The organism is Anthropogastromicrobium sp. (assembly GCF_037349415.1).
Lineage (GTDB): Bacteria > Bacillota > Clostridia > Lachnospirales > Lachnospiraceae > Anthropogastromicrobium > Anthropogastromicrobium aceti.
This window is the reverse complement of the sequence record NZ_JAXWCK010000027.1, coordinates 123052-143220: the sequence shown is the minus strand read 5'-3', so window position 1 is coordinate 143220 and position 20169 is coordinate 123052. Positions and strand designations below refer to the sequence as shown.

15 protein-coding genes are annotated in these 20169 nt (G+C 40.5%); 3 read left to right on the top strand and 12 right to left on the bottom strand.

The features are described 5' to 3' along the window. Nucleotides 1-101 precede the first annotated feature (101 nt). The 12 genes from fucO to WJP93_RS05510 all read right to left on the bottom strand — a co-directional run bounded on the left by fucO (nucleotide 102) and on the right by WJP93_RS05510 (nucleotide 16707). Nucleotides 102-1250, bottom strand: coding sequence for a lactaldehyde reductase (fucO, locus tag WJP93_RS05565; RefSeq protein WP_337547265.1), 1149 nt, complete (start codon nucleotides 1248-1250; stop codon nucleotides 102-104). Between the two features lie 21 nt (nucleotides 1251-1271). Then, a complete protein-coding gene (gene rhaD, locus WJP93_RS05560) occupies nucleotides 1272-2096 on the bottom strand; it encodes a rhamnulose-1-phosphate aldolase (protein WP_066563598.1) in 825 nt (274 codons plus the stop codon). 118 nt (nucleotides 2097-2214) lie between these two features. Beyond that, the gene (locus WJP93_RS05555) at nucleotides 2215-4164 is read right to left on the bottom strand and encodes an alpha-L-arabinofuranosidase C-terminal domain-containing protein (RefSeq protein WP_337547264.1); all 1950 of its coding nucleotides are present in this window, start codon (nucleotides 4162-4164) and stop codon (nucleotides 2215-2217) included. A gap of 99 nt (nucleotides 4165-4263) precedes the next feature. Further along, nucleotides 4264-4917, bottom strand: coding sequence for an endonuclease III (gene nth / locus WJP93_RS05550; RefSeq protein ID WP_337547263.1), 654 nt, complete (start codon nucleotides 4915-4917; stop codon nucleotides 4264-4266). Continuing rightward, complete coding sequence (locus WJP93_RS05545) at nucleotides 4914-6992, bottom strand: amylo-alpha-1,6-glucosidase (protein ID WP_337547262.1); 2079 nt, start codon at nucleotides 6990-6992, stop codon at nucleotides 4914-4916. Before WJP93_RS05545 ends, nth begins: the two co-directional genes overlap by 4 nt. Before the next feature lie 958 nt (nucleotides 6993-7950). Continuing rightward, nucleotides 7951-9393, bottom strand: a complete 1443-nt coding sequence (locus WJP93_RS05540) for a hypothetical protein (protein WP_337547261.1) — start codon at nucleotides 9391-9393, stop codon at nucleotides 7951-7953. A 105-nt stretch (nucleotides 9394-9498) separates the two neighbouring features. Then, complete coding sequence (locus WJP93_RS05535) at nucleotides 9499-10143, bottom strand: response regulator transcription factor (protein ID WP_337547260.1); 645 nt, start codon at nucleotides 10141-10143, stop codon at nucleotides 9499-9501. A 47-nt stretch (nucleotides 10144-10190) separates the two neighbouring features. Beyond that, nucleotides 10191-11180, bottom strand: a complete 990-nt coding sequence (locus WJP93_RS05530) for a hypothetical protein (protein WP_337547259.1) — start codon at nucleotides 11178-11180, stop codon at nucleotides 10191-10193. Continuing rightward, nucleotides 11128-12831 carry a hypothetical protein gene (locus WJP93_RS05525; protein ID WP_337547258.1) on the bottom strand — a complete coding sequence of 568 codons (1704 nt, stop codon included), beginning with the start codon at nucleotides 12829-12831 and terminating at the stop codon, nucleotides 11128-11130. Before WJP93_RS05525 ends, WJP93_RS05530 begins: the two co-directional genes overlap by 53 nt. 59 nt (nucleotides 12832-12890) lie before the next feature. Beyond that, a complete protein-coding gene (locus tag WJP93_RS05520) occupies nucleotides 12891-13952 on the bottom strand; it encodes an L-threonylcarbamoyladenylate synthase (protein ID WP_118615807.1) in 1062 nt (353 codons plus the stop codon). A 40-nt stretch (nucleotides 13953-13992) separates the two neighbouring features. Next, a complete protein-coding gene (locus tag WJP93_RS05515) occupies nucleotides 13993-14754 on the bottom strand; it encodes an N-acetylmuramoyl-L-alanine amidase (RefSeq protein WP_337547257.1) in 762 nt (253 codons plus the stop codon). Nucleotides 14755-14832: 78 nt separating this feature from the next. Beyond that, the gene (locus tag WJP93_RS05510) at nucleotides 14833-16707 is read right to left on the bottom strand and encodes a glycosyl hydrolase family 18 protein (RefSeq protein WP_337547256.1); all 1875 of its coding nucleotides are present in this window, start codon (nucleotides 16705-16707) and stop codon (nucleotides 14833-14835) included. A gap of 567 nt (nucleotides 16708-17274) precedes the next feature. On the opposite strand from WJP93_RS05510, the gene WJP93_RS05505 reads away from it, so the two are divergent. The 3 genes from WJP93_RS05505 (at nucleotide 17275) to WJP93_RS05495 (ending at nucleotide 20162) form a co-directional block, all read left to right on the top strand. Next, complete coding sequence (locus tag WJP93_RS05505) at nucleotides 17275-18012, top strand: adaptor protein MecA (RefSeq protein WP_337547255.1); 738 nt, start codon at nucleotides 17275-17277, stop codon at nucleotides 18010-18012. Nucleotides 18013-18148: 136 nt separating this feature from the next. Then, a complete protein-coding gene (locus WJP93_RS05500) occupies nucleotides 18149-18652 on the top strand; it encodes an SEC-C metal-binding domain-containing protein (protein WP_118613661.1) in 504 nt (167 codons plus the stop codon). Between the two features lie 142 nt (nucleotides 18653-18794). Beyond that, nucleotides 18795-20162, top strand: a complete 1368-nt coding sequence (locus WJP93_RS05495) for a citrate/2-methylcitrate synthase (protein ID WP_337547254.1) — start codon at nucleotides 18795-18797, stop codon at nucleotides 20160-20162. The last annotated feature ends 7 nt before the right edge of the window (nucleotides 20163-20169 follow it).

Genomic DNA, 20169 nt, shown 5'->3' with positions numbered 1-20169 from the left:
CCATTTCTGCGCACCAAATGCGCTGTTACTCTTTTTATTACCTTTCTTAAAGAAAGCTGCCAGCAACTGCCGACAGCTTTCTACTTATTTTTTTAATCAACTTAGATCAGAGACTTGTACAGCTCTGCAATTTCCTCTACACTTGTCTCTCTCGGATTTCCTGGTCTGCATGCATCATCATATGCGGACTGAGCTAAGAAAGGAATATCCTCTTCCTTAACAATTGCCTTTAAGTCAGCCGGAATACCAACATCCTCAGACAGCTTGCGAACTGCATCGATTGCAGCCTTGCGGTACTCTTCCTGAGTCATGCTGTCAACACCCTGAACACCCATTGCTCTTGCAATTTCACGATACTTCTCGCCAGTAGCCGGTGCATTGTACTCCATAACTGTCGGAAGGATAATTGCGTTTGCAACACCGTGAGGTGTATCATACAGAGCTCCTAAAGGATGTGCCATAGAGTGAACGATTCCAAGACCTACATTAGAGAATCCCATACCTGCAACATACTGTCCAAGAGCCATGTCTGCTCTTCCCTCTGGTGTATTTGCTACTGCATTGCGAAGGCTTCTGGAAATAATCTCTATTGCCTTTAAGTGGAACATATCAGACAGCTCCCAAGCACCTGCAGTGATGTAACCCTCAATTGCATGAGTAAGTGCATCCATACCAGTTGCAGCTGTCAGTCCCTTTGGCATACTGGACATCATCTCCGGATCTACAAATGCAACAACCGGGATATCCTTAGGGTCTACACATACCATCTTACGATTCTTCTCAACATCAGTGATAACGTAGTTGATAGTAACCTCTGCTGCAGTACCAGCTGTTGTAGGAACTGCAAAAATCGGAACAGACTTATTCTTTGTCGGTGCAACACCCTCAAGGCTTCTGATATCTTCAAACTCTGGGTTTGCAATTACAATACCGATACCCTTTGCAGTATCCATAGAAGAACCACCACCGATTGCGATCAGGTAATCAGCACCAGACTTCTTGAATGCCTCAACACCAGTCTGTACATTCTCGATTGTTGGGTTTGGCTTAATGTTGGAGTAAATCTCATAATCAAGACCAGCTCCCTCAAGTACATCAATTACCTTCTTGGTAACACCAAATTTAATCAAATCCGGGTCAGAGCATACGAATGCTCTCTTAAATCCTCTTCCCTTTGCCTCTGTAGCAATATCCTTAATTGCTCCTGCGCCATGATAAGATGTCTCATTTAACACAAATCTGTTAGCCATTTGTTTCTTTCTCCTTTAATTTTATTTTTCGTAAAGGAACTCTTCTGGAAGAGTTACCTTAAAATCAACCGCTAAATCGCGGAAATTCTGTGGTGTGATTGTCTGACGCTTGTTTGGCTGCATGGACAGCATCTTTACAAGAATCTCTGCAGACTTCTCTACAGTATGCATCAGACCAAATGTCAAATCAAAGTCCTCACCTGCTGCAAACATACCATGATGAGCCCAGATTGCAACATCGTACTTCTTCATCAGCTCACTTGTAGCAACTGCAATGTCTCTTCCGCCTGGAACCATCCACGGAACAACACCTACACCATCTGGGAATACAACCGGGCACTCGGTAGCCATCTCCCAAAGCTCTCTTGTAAATACCTTATCCTCTAATGGAAGAACAAAGGTCAACGCAATTACATTAGTGGTATGTGCATGATAAATAACACGATACTTACCATTTGTAGCAAGCTTCTTTACCTCATGGTTCATCAGATGGGACGGCAGCTCACTTGTTGGTCTTCCGCCATTTACAAGACCCCATACGATGCGGTAATTTTCACCTTTATCATCTACCTCGATCATGCAGATGGAATCTTCTGGCTTAATGATAACATTGCGGAAATACTTGCCGCTTCCTGTTACAAGGAAATATTCTCCTGCCAGATTCGGAACGCTAGTACCGATTGGCTTCCACTCTTTTGCTTCAAAGTTTTCCTTAACGGACTCTACCTCTTCTGGCTTTACACGATAAGAAAGGTTTCCGCCGTTTCTCTCATGCCAGCCCTGCTCCCAGCCGTCGTTTGCCATACGAATGAATCCCTGAACAAATTCTGCATCTAAAAATCTCATGATTGTATTCTCCTGTCTGATGTCAATAATCAATTTGTCAAACGCAAATTTCAATCTGCGCACTTGCCTACAGTATAGCCTATTTTTCACTAAAAAAAAAGTCTTTTTTTGACAAATATTATTTAATTTCGACTATAATAAAGCTCTGCGGTGCCATTTTGATCTTACCGCTGCATTCAACAGTTTCCTTCGGTGCAACACACATCGGGTTCTTAGCACAGTTGTAATCAGTAAGTGCTGCGCACATAACAGTCTCTTTAACTGGTGTCAGTGCCTTTCCTTCCTCATTCTCAAGGTCAATGCTTACTTCATTTTCTGTTGTATTTACAAGCTTAACTATTGTAGTTTTATCTTCAGTTTCGCCTGCGCTGCAATAAATTCCCTGTGCGCGAAGCTTTTCAATCTGATCTCCCAGATCAAGTGTGCTCTCTGCATGGAATTTTGAAAACAGTTTCTGTACATAATAGCTTGGTGTTCCCCAACTAGTATTTTCATCCATCCAAATCAGATCTGGTGCCCACTGCGTATAATTTACTCTTGCAAACAGCGGTGCATATGAGGAAAGTGCAACTACATCGGCATTTCGCTCAATTCCTGTCAAAAATGCTGCTTCACTGATACCGGCCTTCCAGTTATTCTTGCTGACATGGGCAATATTAATTTCCGGATCATGAGCTGCGTACTCACCGGCAAATACCTTTATATCTCTCGGATAATTATCATAAAAATCATTGTGCTCCAAGAACCACTGCGGCGGCATATAATAATGCTCATCAATTGCATAAACAAAGTTTGGATTGTTCTTCTTTTCCTTTCGGTAGAACTCCCATGCATCTGTGTAATGATTTGAGGTGACATCCGGTCCTGCTGAACCAATAAGCTTTATCTCTGGATACTTTGCATGGATACGCTGTTCGAAAATCTTATAGCGTGCAAAGAAATCTGTATTATCCATCTGCCACTGCTCATTTCCAATTCCAAGATATTCAAGTCCAAACGGCGCCTTATGACCAAGCTGTGCTCTAACCTTTCCCCACTTACTTGACTCATCGCCATTTGCAAACTCAATTAAATCAAGCGTATCCTGAACCATCTGTTCAAACTCTGCACTTCCAATTTCCATATACTCATAAGACTGATACTGACATGCCATTCCTACATTCATAACAGGAAGCGGCTTTGCACCAATCAGATCACACAGTAGGAAAAATTCATAATAACCAATTCCAAGTGTCTGGTTGTAGTGAGAAAATTCACTGTGGAAATCGTTTTCCTTGCGGTTGTTATGTACAGCCCAGCGGTTCCAATTGCACTTTCTGTCTTCAATGCGCTTTAATGTATCCTTGAAACGATAGCGGTTGGACATTGTATTTCCTTCTACAATACAGCCGCCTGGGAAACGCATAAATGCCGGCTTTAATGACTTTAAAATCTCAAAGGTATCCTTTCTAAATACACCTGCAACGGCATCTGCCGGAATCATGGAAACAAAGTCAAACTCAGCTGTTCCTTTTTCTGCAAGTGCCAATACAAACAGCGCACCATTTACGTCATCTGATGCAGTTACAGTAAGTGTATACTTGTGCCAGTAGTGCATCTTATCTTCCTCTGCCATATGCACACTGCCCTCTGCATATGTTACGCCATCCTTTACAACCTTTGCAGTGATCTCTCCTAAAAAGCTGACTGCTCTTGCATAAAAGGAAACGTTATATGCAGCACCTTTCTTTAAGGTAATTCCGCTATATGCCTGATTGGAAAAACCAGCACCTGCCTCATTTGCTGTAAAGCGAAGATAATGAGGATTTTCATCAGAAACAGGACTTCCACAAACGACCTGCAAGCGAGCGCTGTCCTCTGCCGGGTATGCATTCCAGCCATATCCCCCATCAAAAATTGTATAATAATCACCCTTATCACCATAGCAATCTACAAATTCAAAGTTACGGTTTTCAATAAGCTCTGCATAAATGCCGCCATCTGCACCATAATTAATATCCTCAAAAAATACTCCGATCAGATCCTTTGAAATTGGCGTTGTTTTTTTCTGTGATACTGTTAATTTCATGATTTCGTATCTCCTTTTCCTTTATGTTGATATTTTCTATTTTTGTTTTGCTTTATGCTTCGTTTTGTTTTTGCAGAAACTTAGCTGTTTTCTTTGCCTTTATTTGTTGTTTTCTTTTTCGACACCATTTTTTTCGCATATGTCATTTAAGCAGCAGCGATGACAATACGGCGATGTTCTTGCCGTACATATCTCTCTTCCGTGAATAACAAGTCGATGACAAAAATCACTGCCTTCTTCTGGAGGAATCAGCTTCCATAATGCCATCTCAACCTTCTTTGGCTCCTTTATACCATCTACAAGACCAATGCGATTCGAAAGTCGAATGCAATGTGTATCAGTTACAATTTCCGGCTTTCCAAATACATCTCCCATAATCAGATTGGCACTTTTTCTGCCAACACCCGGAAGCTTCAACAGCTTATTAAAATCATCTGGTACCTTGCAGTCATACTCATCGCGAAGCATTGTCATGCAAGCCTTTATGTCTCTTGCCTTACTTTTTCCAAGTCCACATGGACGCACAATCTCTTCAATATCTGATTCATCTGCGTCTGCCAGAGCACTGATTGTTGGAAATTTTTCATAAAGCCCTGGAACAACCTGATTTACTCTGGCGTCTGTACACTGTGCAGCAAGACGCACGCTGATTAAAAGCTTCCATGCATCCTCATACTCAAGCGTACATCCTGCATCAGGATATTCTTTTTTTAAACGTGCAACTGTCTCAAGCGCAAGTTCTTTTTTTGTCATATGTTCCTCCCAAAAACCACAGCAGTTTCCGCATCCTCATAAGCACGAAGAAGCTCTGCCACGCTCCATGCCTGCGCAAAGCAGCCTCTTGATTCAGCAGGACATTCACCATCATAAATCTCAGCAATTTGTCCCAGACATCCTTCTGCAAGTGCTGCATTTAGCTGGTCTAGCTGATGCAAAACCTCCTTTGCTGTCTGCTTTGGCTCATCAGAAAAGCGAATGCATGCACGATAATATGCACCAAGCGGATATGCCCACACAGTTCCCTGATGATATGCCATATCACGCTCAAACTGAGTACCGCCATAATGTGGATGAAACTGCGGATCATACAGAGAAAGACTTCTTAATCCCACTGGTGTGTAAAGCTCTCTTCTTACCTGTGCAAGAATTGCTTTTGCCTGTTTTGCTTCAATCATCGTAAATGGCATTGTCAATGCAAAAATTTCATTGCAGCGAACCTGCTTTGACGCATCATCTGGCTCTCCATTTTCAGGCAGTACATCATAAAGTGTACCGTCTGGCTTTTTAAATTTCTTTAAAAAGCTCTTTTTGATTTTTTCTGAAAGCACATCTAGGCGCGCTGCCTTTTCTTCTTCACCCTGCTTTTTTAAAAGCTCTCTCACTATACAAACAGCATTATACCAATATGCATTGATCTCAACTGGCTTTCCATGGCGTGGTGTTGGCAAAATATCACCAAACCGCACATCCATCCACGTCAGCTGCCACAGACCATTTCCAGCCGCAAGAAGTCCATCCTCTTCCATATGAATGTTATAATCTGTTCCCTTTTTATACCAGCTGATGATAGACTCTGCTGTTTTAATTGCTTCTGCTTCAAAGCTAGGATCACACTCTTTCTCTGTCACATGCTGCAGATATTCCCAAAGAGCATTTATAAATAACAATGATGCATCTACTGTATTATACATTACCTCATCCTTACCCTCTGGAAAGAGATTTGGCATGATTCCCCTGCGGCAATAACGCATAAATGTTTGTAAAATACTCTTTGCGGCCTCCATCTGGCCAATTGCAAGCGTACATCCGTAAAAAGCAATCATCGTATCGCGGCCCCAGTCACCAAAAAATGGAAAACCTGCCATAATACTCATGCCGTCTGTGGAATCACGTCTTGTCAAATGTGCCTGTGCACTTACAGCTAACTGACGAGCCGTTTCACTTACTCTTCCACTTTGCTCCATAACTGCTTTCTGGCGCTCATGCTCCTGATTCCACAAATGAGAAAATACTGCTGAAAGATCATTCTGTGTTTTTTCTTCTTTTTCGCGCTGTATATTCATCCAGTTTTCATCCATGCCATAAATCAAATTAAGCATAACACTGCCATTTAATACACGCTTATCAATATCTTCTTCTGTTGTATGCGCTGACTTGATTTTATGAATCTTTCGTCCGCCGCCCCAGCCATCTCGTCCGTCAGGTCCATCCTGATCAAAACGATACCACTGTACTTGTTCTTCTTCTATCGACTCGATATCACCATCTGTATCAAGATACAAACTTGCCTCTTTTGTTGACATAAAAAGGCGATCTTCTTTTTTTCGGCAGCTAATCGTCTCGTATGTAAGTGGACGATCATTTTTTGAATGAAAACCATACACTGGAATAACCTCAATCCATGCATCCACGCCCTCATCTGCATAAAGCTGATACTGTATTGCCAGACTGTTTGTTCCATATACAAGTGTCAAACGTTTTGTGACACGCACACCCTCTGCCATATATTCCCAAGAAGGCAGTCCGTCATAAAAAAAGCTGTCAAGAAAACGAAAACCCGCTGCATCATCTGATGATGTAACATACGCCTGTGAATCCAGACGATAAGCATTGCTGCCCACATGAAGAATCTCTTCTATTCGGCGCACCATGGCAAAACGCTTTGTTGGTGCCACAAGCGCTGCCGTGAGCAAATTGTGGTCATGACGCGCATTTGAGCAAATCACTGTCTGGCTGCAGTAGCCGCCAAGACCATTGACCAAAAGAAAACTATGTTCTTCTCCACGCTGCAGTGTTTTCCAATCTGATCTTCCCAAATAAAAGTCCATAATTTTACATCCTTATTTATATTTTCTCGAATTGCTTCGACAAAAGTATACCATAAATTATTTATCATGACAATGGACACAGACTGAAGAAAAAATTATATTTTTGCGCACTAAAAAGCGGGCATCTTTTCTTCTTTTTTGATGCCCGCTGTCAAACTATTTCATCCATCGGATTTTACCTCTTTCAATTATTTAGTTTTATTTATTTTCCGTTCCTCTTCTTTATCTTCTTTTGCCTTCGTTAGCTTGTTACTTTTATGTTATCGGTCTTCTACCGTTCTCCTATTAAACTAACTTCATTTCATTCATCTATCTTTATTCTTAATTCTTCACTACAAACCTTTATGAGACTTGAAAAACATTTATCTGACTTCGTCTGATAATTCTTATTTGTTTTTCTTTTTTATTCTCTGCCTATTAGCCTTTCACTACGCCATTGGACTGTACTCCACTTCATACATTTTTGTTCTTCTATGTACTTTCTGCTTTTGTACTTTGTACATTTACTTTCTATGCCATCGGACTGTACCTCTTTCCAATCGTTTTGCTTTTCAGCCTTCTTTCTGATCTCTTCTAATACAACTTACCGTCCCATTGGTCCGTACCTCTTTTCGATCATTTTTGCTTTTCAGCTTTTTTAGATTTTGATTACTATCCCATTGGACTGTACCTCCTTTTTTAGATTTCTTGTAAGATTTATTTCTAATATCTTACTTAAGTTGTTTTTCTTTGTTTGTGACTTCATTATATCCTGTCTCTTTCTATTTGTCAAGTACTTTTTTTAAATATTTTTCATTTATTTTCACTGTTTATTTTTCGTTTCGTAATTATCAGAATTTTCTAACAATTTTAGTAGGGCAGCTATTCACCCTCCGCTTAGTGCTCCGCGCACTTGAAGCGGGGGAATGCTTATCTACGTTAAAAAAGAGGAGGGATTTCTCCCTCCTCTGGCTGCTTATCAGAAGCCCTTCAGCTTGAAAATAATTGTTTCATAGCATGAATTATCTTCGCGTTGATCTGTAATCGCAACAATCACATTTCCCTCTTCGTCCATGCAGGTTCCATTTACATATGGCCAATTTAAAGTTCCAAATAATTCTTCATAAGAAACCTCTTTGAGGATCGCACCATCAAAACCAACAAAGATTACATTTTCCATCCAGCTGTCAAATATAACCCAGCCATTTTGTGTCTGCTCAAATGCAGATACACCTTCTAACATACCGCTTTCTGTATCTGTTGAACTAATTGTCATCACTTCATTCCAATTATTATCATAGATATTAAGCAATGTCTCTGATTCCTTATATCCACACACTGCCTGATAGTCCTTTGTTACACTGACTGAATTGATACCCTCAACTGGATCAATTACACGTTCTTTATTAGTTCCTGTTTCAAAGTCGTATTCTGTGATACTGTTGCTGTAGCTCCATCCAACTGCTTTCTTTCCTGATGGATGCAGTGACACCATTACGCAGTAATTAAGCAGCACTTCATCCTCTTCTGTACCCCATCGAACAAGCGGTCCGCCATTTCCAAGTGCATACAGATTTCCATCTTCGTCTCCAAAGATATTTTCAACATCAAAATCAAAATAGACATCTCCTTCATATGCGAGTCCTCCATCTTCATCACTGTACTCGCTAACGTCTCCATCTGTAAGTACATAATACCAGCCGCCTGATTTTGCTACTTTTGAATATCCATTATTGAAGGTAGGATATACAGTATCAATTGGAAGATATTCTGCTTCAACTGTGAAATTTCCTACTTGAACTGGTTCTGTATCTTTTGGGACATAAACCTCTCCATCCCAATACCATGGTGTTTTTGTTTTAGTGTATTCCTTTTTATGGAATGTAACATTATCTATCAGTTCTGTTACACGAGGATCCTCAGGATCTCCATATACCATAATTTTTGCATACATAGCAGATTCTTGATCGTATCCAAAAAATGCTTTGTAATAATCATTTTCTCCCTGAACAAATTCCATTCCTCCGATTGAAACAGTTTCGCAGGAATCCTCTACAATCACATCATAAGCATTGATTCCAAAATCATACAGCTCAGATGCATAGTCAAGCGGGGTATTGATGCTTGCATTAATTCGCACGTAAATTCCATCATCCGGAATACTTAACTCCACATAAGATCCATAATCTGAACTATATGAGTACTCACTATATTCCCAGTCCGAACTGTATCTAACTGTCACATAAATCTGCTCTGCTTCCTCAAACTGCTTTTCTGCTTCTGTCGGAGTGGTCTCCCCCGTCGTATTTACTTTGCTTCCATGTGCCTTTCCCGTAGACACTGTCTCTGCCTGTGTACATAAAACACCAGACATGACCATAATAATAGCTAAAATCCACGCTGCGTACACTTTTTTTCTCATAGGCCTCTCCTTTCTGAGCTTAATTGTTGTCTCACTTTTACTATATCTTTGTTCTTTTAGTATATACAATTCCTACGAGAAAAAGAATACTCTTTTGTGTACTTTTTAATATCCTGGTGTTACTAATCCCAGACGGCTTGCCGCAACTGCCAGCTCTGTGCGATTTCGATAACCTGTCATATCCTTTAAATGTGATATATATTTTTTTACAGTGTATACTGAAAGATGAAGCGTCTTTGCAATCTCTTCATCCATTTTTCCTGCTGATAACTCTCTCAAAACATTCATATGCTGCCAGTCAATCTCTGTGCTCCATGCATTCCCAATCTTAACAACTGGTATTTCATCCGGATAAACATTTTCTCCGTTAAGAACTGCGCAAATTGCCGCAGTAATCTCACTGTCATCAGAAAGTTTGTAGCAGAATCCCTCGATTTTTGCCTCACGCGCTCTTCGTAAAAGTTCCGGATCAAGCTGCGATGTCAAGATAAGAATTTTCACAGCCGGAAAATTTTTTTTAATTTTAACAGCAGCCTCTAGTCCACTAGCATTCATTGCCGTGCAGACATCCATTAAAATCAGATCAATATGTTCACGGCAGCAATATGCCTCTGCCATCAGCGCATTTTCAATCACATATGATATGCAGATTTCCTCCATCTTATCTAACACCATTTCCAGATGGCGCGCTGCCATTGGATCATCCTCTACAATCATTGTGTGATATTTTTTTCTTTTTGTATTTACCATATGCCTGCCTTTCTGCGCTTTTGCGCTCAAACTTATCTGTACCTTTGCTAGCAGGTACAGATAAGTTTAACAGTAAGGCTAAACTTTGGCGTCCATTCAATTGTGACCACTCCTCCAGCTGCCTCAATCTGCCTGATCAAACCTGCCAGTCCACCGACTGGTTCTATTGGTCCCTTCGGCTTATTTCCATCATTTTGAAAGCTCAATATTTGCCATCCATTTTCTTTTTTACTTTCGATTCGAAGCTTCCGTGCATCTGCGTGACGAACTGCATTTGTAAGTGCCTCTGCTGCAATTTTCACTGCGAGTTCCCGAATTTCCTGCTCTTTTGGAAAATCTCCTAAAAACACAAGTTTCACACCTACTGCATTTGCTGTCTGAATCAGATACGTAAGCGGATCTTTTGTCTTTGTACGCCGCTCTCCTAAATCGAAAATCGTAATTGTTTTTTTCCAGGAATCTAATGCTTCCAAAACAGCATCCTCACCTTTATCATCCAAAAGTGCTCGTCTTGTCTGCATAAGTGTTCTTCCAAGCTCATCATGAAAGCGCATCTTTGCCTGAAGCAATTCCTCATCTCTTGCTACCTTCACAATCTGCTTTTGATATTCCTGAAGGCGTTTTCTAATCTGAAATAATGACTTATTTTTTCGTTCCTGCTCACACAAAAGTCCATACAGATCCGTCGTATCTGCTGATGTAATCTCAACGATTTCTTCGCCGTCCAACTTCAATATTGACCTTGTAAATGTTCTGCACTCTCCATTTGCAAAGCGGATCAAGTATTGATTTTCTTTTGTAAGCTCTGGCCGTTTTTCGCACACAATTCCATTTTGCAAGTTTCCGTCTGCAATTCTGTCCCAAAAATATGTTGCATTTTGCAGCGACTCTCCTATAAGCCTATAGCTTAACGATTCCATCATTCGATTTAAAAATAACACATTTCCTGATTGAGCCGCAAAGCATAGCCCCATCGGAAGATTATCACCGCCTTCCTTGATCGCTGCTCTGCGATTTTGAAACAGATTTCTCCACATGAATTATCCACTCATCCTCTTCCATAATAACCTTATATCGGGTATTTTCATCAAACACTGCATGTACCTGCTCGATCATTACTGGTTGTCCATTATTTTTTTCTAATCTTTGCGCAATCATTATTCTAAGTGTAAGATTTCCATTGTCTGTGCTTATTCTAACAAAAATAGTTTCCATTGTCTTTAAAAACAACTCTATAATCTGTTCAAAGCAATCATACATCTGCAATGCTGATAAAAATGGTACCTTGCCCTCTTTTGTGCAAAAAACATCACCGTCAATTCCAGCCCATTTCATGTTGTCAACTGACTCTCTGATACAAAATAAAAGCTCATCTAGCAAAATTTGATCATTTTTTTGCCCCAAAAACAAAAGATTGCAACGGCGCTTCATATAAGTTCCAATTACGCTGATCTTAAAAAGCTGTTCTCTCGCTGTATTCTCTTTTTTTTCTGAAAGCTCAGATGCAATTTGCTGAATTGTTTTTTTCATATCAGCTTCTATCCTATCATAAAGCTGCGTCTGAGCTGCAATTTTGGCCTGCTTTTCTTCTATTTCATTTTCTGCCTTTAACAATGCATTGCTGACTTCAAGCTCTTTCTCGCTTTTTTGAAGTGACTCTAGCAATGTATTAAGTAGAGATATATCCTCCTGCCAGACTACAAAACCTCCCTTTATTGCCCCTGCCTTGACGCGGACATTTTTTTCTGTGCAGCATCCTGTCTGCATTGCCTGCCTAACCATCTGCTCAGATAATAACGAGCTATTATGACTACTTGCCAGTATACTCGCATCATTTCGTCTGATCTGTGCATTTAGCGTGCTGCCATTAAAAAATTGTTCATAGCCTGTATTAACAGGAATGAGACCACTCCACATACAACACGTAATGGAAATCATCACAAGCTGACAGATTACTGATGTCATATCTCCTGCTATTAATCTTAAAGCTTGTATTTTGGCAATATACGATATAGCATAAATTCCAATCAGAATAATTGGCACAAACGGCAGAAGCTTTCTCTTTTTGCTGTGTGGTACCTTTGCACCTCGCATCATAAATAATAATGTCATGCACATACATACAGCTACCCATATCATTACTATATAATATCCCCACGAATAATGATACTGATCATCTGACCAGAAGGTTTCCTCCCCAAATGAAAAAACAGCCTGATGAACATCATTTGTCATTACAAGTACAAAAAGTGCAGTACTAATCCCTGCTGCAAAAACGCTCCATAACGGCAGTCTGTAATCCTCTGATTTTCTAATGTGAAGCGATGTGTACAAACAAAAAAGAGGAATAAAAATCATTGGAAGATAATAGCTGTACCACAAATATCTTCCCCATACAGATGTATTTGGCAGCCTAAATTTTACTGTGCGCACAATCATCCAGAAAAGCATAAGGAAGACTATCGCACTTAGCCATCTTTTTACTGAGCACACGACAACATGACGACGCAGCAAGATTCCCCAGACAATATATGTAATAAAATAAATTGCTGTGCGTCCATCACTTAGCCACACAGATAATTTTAAATTTGTGGTCAGGCGCGCTACATGGCGAAAAATCACAGCTGCTGCTACTGCCAGAATCCATATGGTCACAAGTGCCACTTTTCGTATTCGTTCTCTCCCCAATGTTCTGCCCTTTCACTGTACTTGTATATATCATCTGCCGTTTAAACACATTTTTTTCATCACAGCTTCACAACCTGATGACCTGCCGCTTTAAGCAAACGATTCATAACAGCAAAGCCGCAGCCACTTGTATCAAAGCTCTCTGAGTAGATAAAATCTACATTTTCTTCATCAAAATCTCTAAGTGCCCTAAACAGATTGTGCGCAACACTATCCATTGAAATCCGGCTTCCAACTGAAATAACTACATCTGCCTTATACAACTCTTTGGACTCATCTGTTGCCATAATTCCAATACGAAGCCCCTGCTCTCTCTTCTTTTTTGCCTCCTCATTGATATAAGTAATCACCTTATCCTGCGCGCCTTCCACTAAAACCATAGATGCCTTTGGCGCATAATGGCGATACTTCATGCCTGGAGCTTTAGGATGAACATCCTTTCCTACCTGACGATAAACTGCAGCATCTGTCTCTACTGTGCCTAATACCTGCTGCAGCATCTCTGGTGTTACAAAGCCAGGGCGAAGCAACATCGGCACTTCTCCAGTCAGATCAATAATTGTCGATTCCACACCAATTCCAACATCACCGCCATCAATGATCATTTCGATTCGTCCATTCATATCTTCAATTACATGGCTTGCGCTTGTCGGACTTGGACGTCCTGAAAGATTTGCACTAGGCGCTGCAATTGGCATCTTACATTCCTGCAATAATGCCCTAGCCACCAAGTGGGACGGCATACGAATCGCAACAGTATCAAGACCGCCTGTTGTCTCGTATGGAATATTGTCAGCCTTTGGCAAAATCATGGTCAGTGGTCCGGGCCAAAATACATCGGCAAGTGCTTCTGCTCGTGCAATAATCTTTGCGTTATCTGTCTTTATGAGCGGATAGAACTGTTCCATATCAGCGATATGCAAAATCAATGGATTGTCAGATGGACGTCCTTTTGCAGCATAGATTTTCTTTGACGCCTCCTTATTTAATCCATTTCCGCCAAGACCATACACAGTCTCAGTTGGAAATGCAACAAGACCGCCCTGTGCCCACACATCTGCGGCTTCTTTTGCGGTTGCTTCTATATTTTCTTTTGTTATATGAATAATTTTTGTCTCCATTTTTTTATGGTCCTTTTATTGTATTTTCGGATTAATATTATCATAATCTCTTTTCATTCGCAAGGTATTCTAATATTCCCTGACATATTGCTTTTGCTATTGACTTTTGATATGTTGGTGTTGCAAGAAGCTTTGCTTCCTCCCAATTGCTTAAAAAGCCACACTCACATATCACAAGAGGCATTGGCGAATGGACAAGCAGATAATATTCTCCGTTTGGCTTTATTGTTCTTGTATTTTCATCTCCAATTACAAGATCAAAAGCTTCCTGTATACTTGCAGCAAGCTTTTTTCCTTCTGCTGAATCCTTATAATAAAACACCTGTGGTCCTTTGACTGATTCCTGTGTATAACTATTCTGGTGAATGCTCACTGCTATATCTGCATCACAGTCAACCATGATTTGAATACGCTTTTTCATATCTGCAAGTTTTTTATTGCGGTCTGATGACTGATACAGCGGACTGTCATCTTCCCTTGTCATGACTACATTAATTCCTTCTTTTTCAAGAAACTCTTTTACATACTTTGCAATCTCCAGATTAATATCTTTTTCAAACACCTGGTTTATTCCAACCTTACCTGAATCATCTGCCCCATGTCCGGCATCAAGAAGCACTGTTAATGTTTTTTTGGGAACTGTAGATACCTGCTGTATCTTTTTTGTGGTGGCTGCCGGCATTACATATGCCAGCGAGAGAATCAAAAGCATCATTATAAATTTTGCTGTCTGTTTCACACTAACCTCATATTTTATCATTCTCTTTTCTAGTATATTGACATTACCCATATACTTATCCATATTTTGCAGTGCTTCTTAAGACAAAAACGTTCAGGTCATATATTGCTGACCTGAACGATTTATCTTATAGCTTATTCATCACTTATCTGTATATTTTCGAATAATGCTCCACGTTTCCTTATTTTCCATATTTAATTTAAAGAATGCAACGCCTCCCGGCTCATATGAGCATGCCGCCTGCATCTTTAAATCCATAGAATTTTCATCTTCGACCCAAAGGCGATACCACGAACCATTCTCCTCATACTCAGTGTAAAACTGACCGACATCATCAAGCCATGTCAGACTCAGATCATGCTCACGAATTATGTTATTCTCGCCCTCCATGCTGACACCTTTGCTGCTTAACAGATATTTGTTGTTCTTAGAATCATATGTTCCATCGCTGTTATCAACAAAAACCTGCGAATTATCAGTCTTATCAGACTCACTATCTGCCGGTGTCTCACACCACAGTCTACTGTAAAATGGAAGACCTACAATCACCTTTTCCTTTGGTACCTCGGCTATAGTGCGCTCTGCCGACTGCTTTACAAATGCAAGAGAAGATGTGCTTCCTGCTTCTGGTCCTTTTACATAATGCTCATCATATGCCATGACAACAACATAATCGACAACCTGACCCTGCTGTGTTCTGTCATAAAATGCTGTGTGCGGCATTGGTGAATAATTATCTACCGAAAGAACAAGCTTTTCCTTACGGCAGGCTGCAGACAGTTCACGGATAAACTGTATGTAAGAAGGTCCCACATCAGATTTAATGGTTTCCACATCCAGATTAATGCCATCCGCTCCAAGCTCCTTCACCGCGTCAATCACAGCTGTAATCAATGTTTTCCTGTGTGAAGTTGTTCCAAAAACCTGAAGGCCATCTGTTGAAATATTAATATCATCAAGCATAACCCATACCTGAAGGCCTGCCTTATGCGCTTTTGTTACATATTTCTTTTCACCCAGATTTTGAATATTTCCATCATTATCCTTAATAGTAAACCAGGTTGGACAAATTACATTCATGCCCTTTGCTGTCGAGATTATATCATCAAGCTGACTATATCCCGATTCACTAAAGACTTGATGCCATCCCATCACAACCATCTCATCCATTGCGATATTCGTATACTTTGGCAGAGGTCTTCCATCCGGAACAGCTTTTGCCTCCTCGGTAATCTCACCAAGCATCTTATTCTGCACATATCCAATCAGACCAGTCTGTGTCTGTACCTGACTCCAAGATGCTCCCTGCTCTAATACAGTAACCACATCACCAGTGGCAAGTGAAGCCACAATGTCATTCTTGATACCGGCCTGTGTACGCGCCTTTGTATCTTTCAGTAAAGATGCGCGCGGCTGCTCGCTCCAGTCATTAAATACCCAGATGGACTTCATCGTATCGTCAACTGTATAATAAGAGTAGTCCATAAGCTTAAGATAATCAAGCGCAATACATAAGCTTCCATCTTTAAAATAGCACGGCTGATATGTCAGTGTATACTTAATTCCATCTGAATCAGTATAAAAGCTTTCTCCCGGCGTCGCTGAATATGTTTGGAGCGGATCTGTATATAATAATGCCAGACCGTCATAATAAAAGGCATCGCTAATCTCATAGTAAAGCGTAGAAAACGGAAGATACCATACACCATTTTCCTCAAACGGTGCACCATTCGTAATATCAACAATCTCGGAATTTACAATAAGTCCATACTGATTGTCATCCTCAAGACCAAAATATTGATTATGGCTTACTCGATTCTTTGACGGAATCAAAAGATACACGCCTGCGCAAATCACTGCCAATAAAATCAGAAGTATAAATAAAAATCCTGCTTTCCCTTTTTTCTTCTTTTTTTTCGGTTTTGGCGCCTTTTTCGTCTGTTTTTCTGGTTCCTTTTCTATTTTTTTCTTTTTTTCCTTCTCAAAATCCTTTTCAGGATTTTTTTCATCACCCATAAGTTTTTCCTTTTCTTTTTGTGGCAAAGGCAGATAAGAGGTTCGGTGCTGCAGCTGCCTGCTGTTTATTTCCTATCTGCCTTTCTCGTTTCTTTTGTTATTTTAACATGGCTTACGTTCTCTTTTGTCTGCTGAAGTGGACAACACGCCAGAAAACTGTCTCTCATCCAGCTTTTCCTGATGTGTATGATTCTTATACGAATCTGTGTGATGTAATTCATATACCGTGTTCGCCGTCATGTGCTGAGTCTTATGCGTAATTGCCTCCCTTTCAAGGGCTTTGTCACTCTGCCAGTCTGTGCGTTCCATTTTTCAGCAAACAGCAGTTACTCGCTTCGCTTTCCTGCCGTTACTCTCAGCTTATACTAAAATTCGAAATAAATCAATTATCTTCACGCTTTTTTAAGAAAAAACTACATATTGTAAATATTCCTTAAAAATTACGTACAATACATCGTGCGATAAATTTTTCTTGAATTATGTGCAAAATAGGTGTATCATGTTAATGAGGTGTCGCAAAAATCACGCATGACACCTTTTATTTTGAATTAGGAAGGATGTGAGTGAATGCGCATTGAAAAAATAAGTGACAAGCAGATTCGCTGCACGTTAACACAGACTGATCTGCAAAACCATCATATAAATATTGGCGAACTTGCCTATGGCTCTGAAAAGGCACGTTCTCTATTTCAGGAAATGCTTTCTCAAGCTTCAAGAGAATTTAATTTCCATGCGGAAAACATGCCGCTTATGATTGAGGCCGTTCCTATGTCTGGCGATAATCTCGTGCTTGTAATCACGAAGGTTGAAGATCCAGATGAAATTGATACTCGTTTTTCCAAATTTTCACCAGCAATTGATGACGATGATTTCTCTGGTGACTTTGCAGACATTGAGGCAGCCTTTGGAGACACCAAGGCAGATGAAATTATTGAGGAATTTAATCGCCTATGTGAACAACAGGCTCAGCTCGATGATGAACCTACTGATCCAGCCTATATAACTGAGCCAGATTTCTTCCGTGTTTATGCGTTCTTGTCTATTGATGAGGTCTGCCGCGCATCCCGTGCACTGCAAAGTGCATATGATGCTGACAATTCTTTATATAAGGATCCGCAGCATAACCGTTACTATCTTGTCCTGCACAAGGGTGATCACTCTCCTCAGACCTTCAATAAAGTATGCAATATTTTGTCAGAATATGCAGAAAGCATCCACTGCAATGCCGGCACTGAGAGCCACTACAAGGAGCACTTTACTCTGATTCTCGCAAAACATGCATTGCAGGCTCTTAAACAGCTGTAATAAAAGTTGTCAAAATGCTTTCGTTGGCTCGTGAGTTGTAAACAAACCCCTTGCAAAATCTACGATTTCTGCTATACTGATTGTGTGTGCCCTTTTTGGTGCATCTGTGCAATACGGTAAAAATTGGAGGATTATTATGACATTACTTGAGCAGTGGAGAGGCAGTGCCTACAACGAGAACATGACTCAGGAACAGTACAATCAGTTCTGGAATCATTATTTTGTAATTGAGAAGGGATTTTATGAGTCTCTTCTTGCCGATAACGAAGTCGTAACCGGAACCATCCCGCAGCTGGCTGAAAAGTACGGCATTGACAAGATGGTTATGGTTGGTATTTTAGATGGCATCAATGACAGTTTGAAGCAGCCAAACCCAATCGAAACAATGGATGAGACAACTGAGCTCTCTTTAGATTATGATAAAGAAAAGCTGTACTACAACATGGTTGGTGCAAAGGCTGAATGGCTTTATACCCTTCCTCAGTGGGATGCACTTCTTACTCCAGAGCGCCGCAAGGAGCTTTACAAAGAGCAGAAGTCTTCTACCACCATCGTAAAGGATAAGAAGATCGGCCGTAACGATCCGTGTCCTTGTGGAAGCGGTAAAAAATATAAGTACTGCTGCGGAAGAAATAAATAAAAAAAATTAAAAAATCATTTAAATGATGTAAAATCAACATAAAAAGACACTTATCTGGGACAATTCCTTTGACAAGTGTCTTTTTTATCGTTATAATAATCGCATACGCGCCGCCGCTGCGGCAGAAAGGCAGGTCTCACCTATGAATGCATTAACAAAACAAGCAGCTTCTTTTTCTGAATCTATGATTCCACAGTGTCTGGAAAATGCCGCGATGGATCCCACTCTTTTTGATACTTATGGTGTAAAACGTGGACTTCGTGATAAGGCTGGCAACGGTGTTGTCGCTGGACTTACTAATATTTCAGACGTATCTGCTTACTGGTTTGACGAACAAGGCAACAAGCATCCTCAGAAAGGAAAACTTTCCTACCGTGGTTATAATATCAACGATCTTGTCAATGGCTTTGTACGAGAAAAACGTTTTGGCTTTGAAGAAACCACCTATCTCCTTCTATTCTCCAAACTTCCTGATGAAAAAGAACTGGCAGAATTTACTGAGCTTCTCGCTTCCTTACGCAGACTCCCAACTAATTTTGTGCGCGATGTTATCATGAAAGCTTCTGGAAAAGATATTATGAATTCCATGACGCGAAGTGTTCTTACACTTGGAAGCTATGATGATACACTTAATGACACCAGTCTCTCCAATGTACTTCGTCAGTGTTTGATGCTTATAAGCGAATTTCCAATGCTTGCCGTCTACGGCTATCGTGCGTATTCCCATTATGAAAGAAATAAAAGTCTTTACATCCACAGACCTGACATGTCTTTGTCTACGGCTGAAAATATTCTTCGCATGCTTCGTCCTGATAAGAAATTTACAAAATTGGAAGCACTTGTTCTTGATATTGCACTAGTCCTTCACATGGAGCATGGCGGCGGAAATAACTCCACCTTTACCACACGCGTTGTCACTTCTTCTGGCTCCGACACATACTCCGTTATGGCAGCTGCACTTTGTTCTCTGAAAGGTCCAAAGCATGGTGGTGCCAACATTAAGGTTCAGCAGATGATGAAAGATCTTAAAAAGCATGTAAAGGATACATCCGATGTGGATGAAATCGTATTCTATTTAAATCAGCTCTTAAACAAAGAAGCCTTTGATAAGAAGGGTCTGATTTATGGTATGGGACATGCTGTCTACTCTGTTTCTGACCCAAGAGCACAGATCTTTAAGGGTTTTGTCAAGGATCTTGCGGTAGAAAAAGGACTCATGGATGATTATCAGCTTTATTCCAATGTAGAGCAGCTTGCTGTTGATTTAATTTCAAAGCGCCGCACAATCTACAAAGGCGTATGCGCAAATGTAGACTTCTACAGCGGCTTTGTTTATAGTATGCTCGGCATTCCAGAGGAGCTGTTTACACCGCTTTTTGCAATGGCACGTATTGTCGGTTGGAGTGCACACCGTATGGAAGAGCTGATCACTGGAGATAAGATCATACGTCCTGCTTACAAGCCACTTAGCACACAAAAGGAATATGTGGATCTGCATAACAGACCATAAACTACTT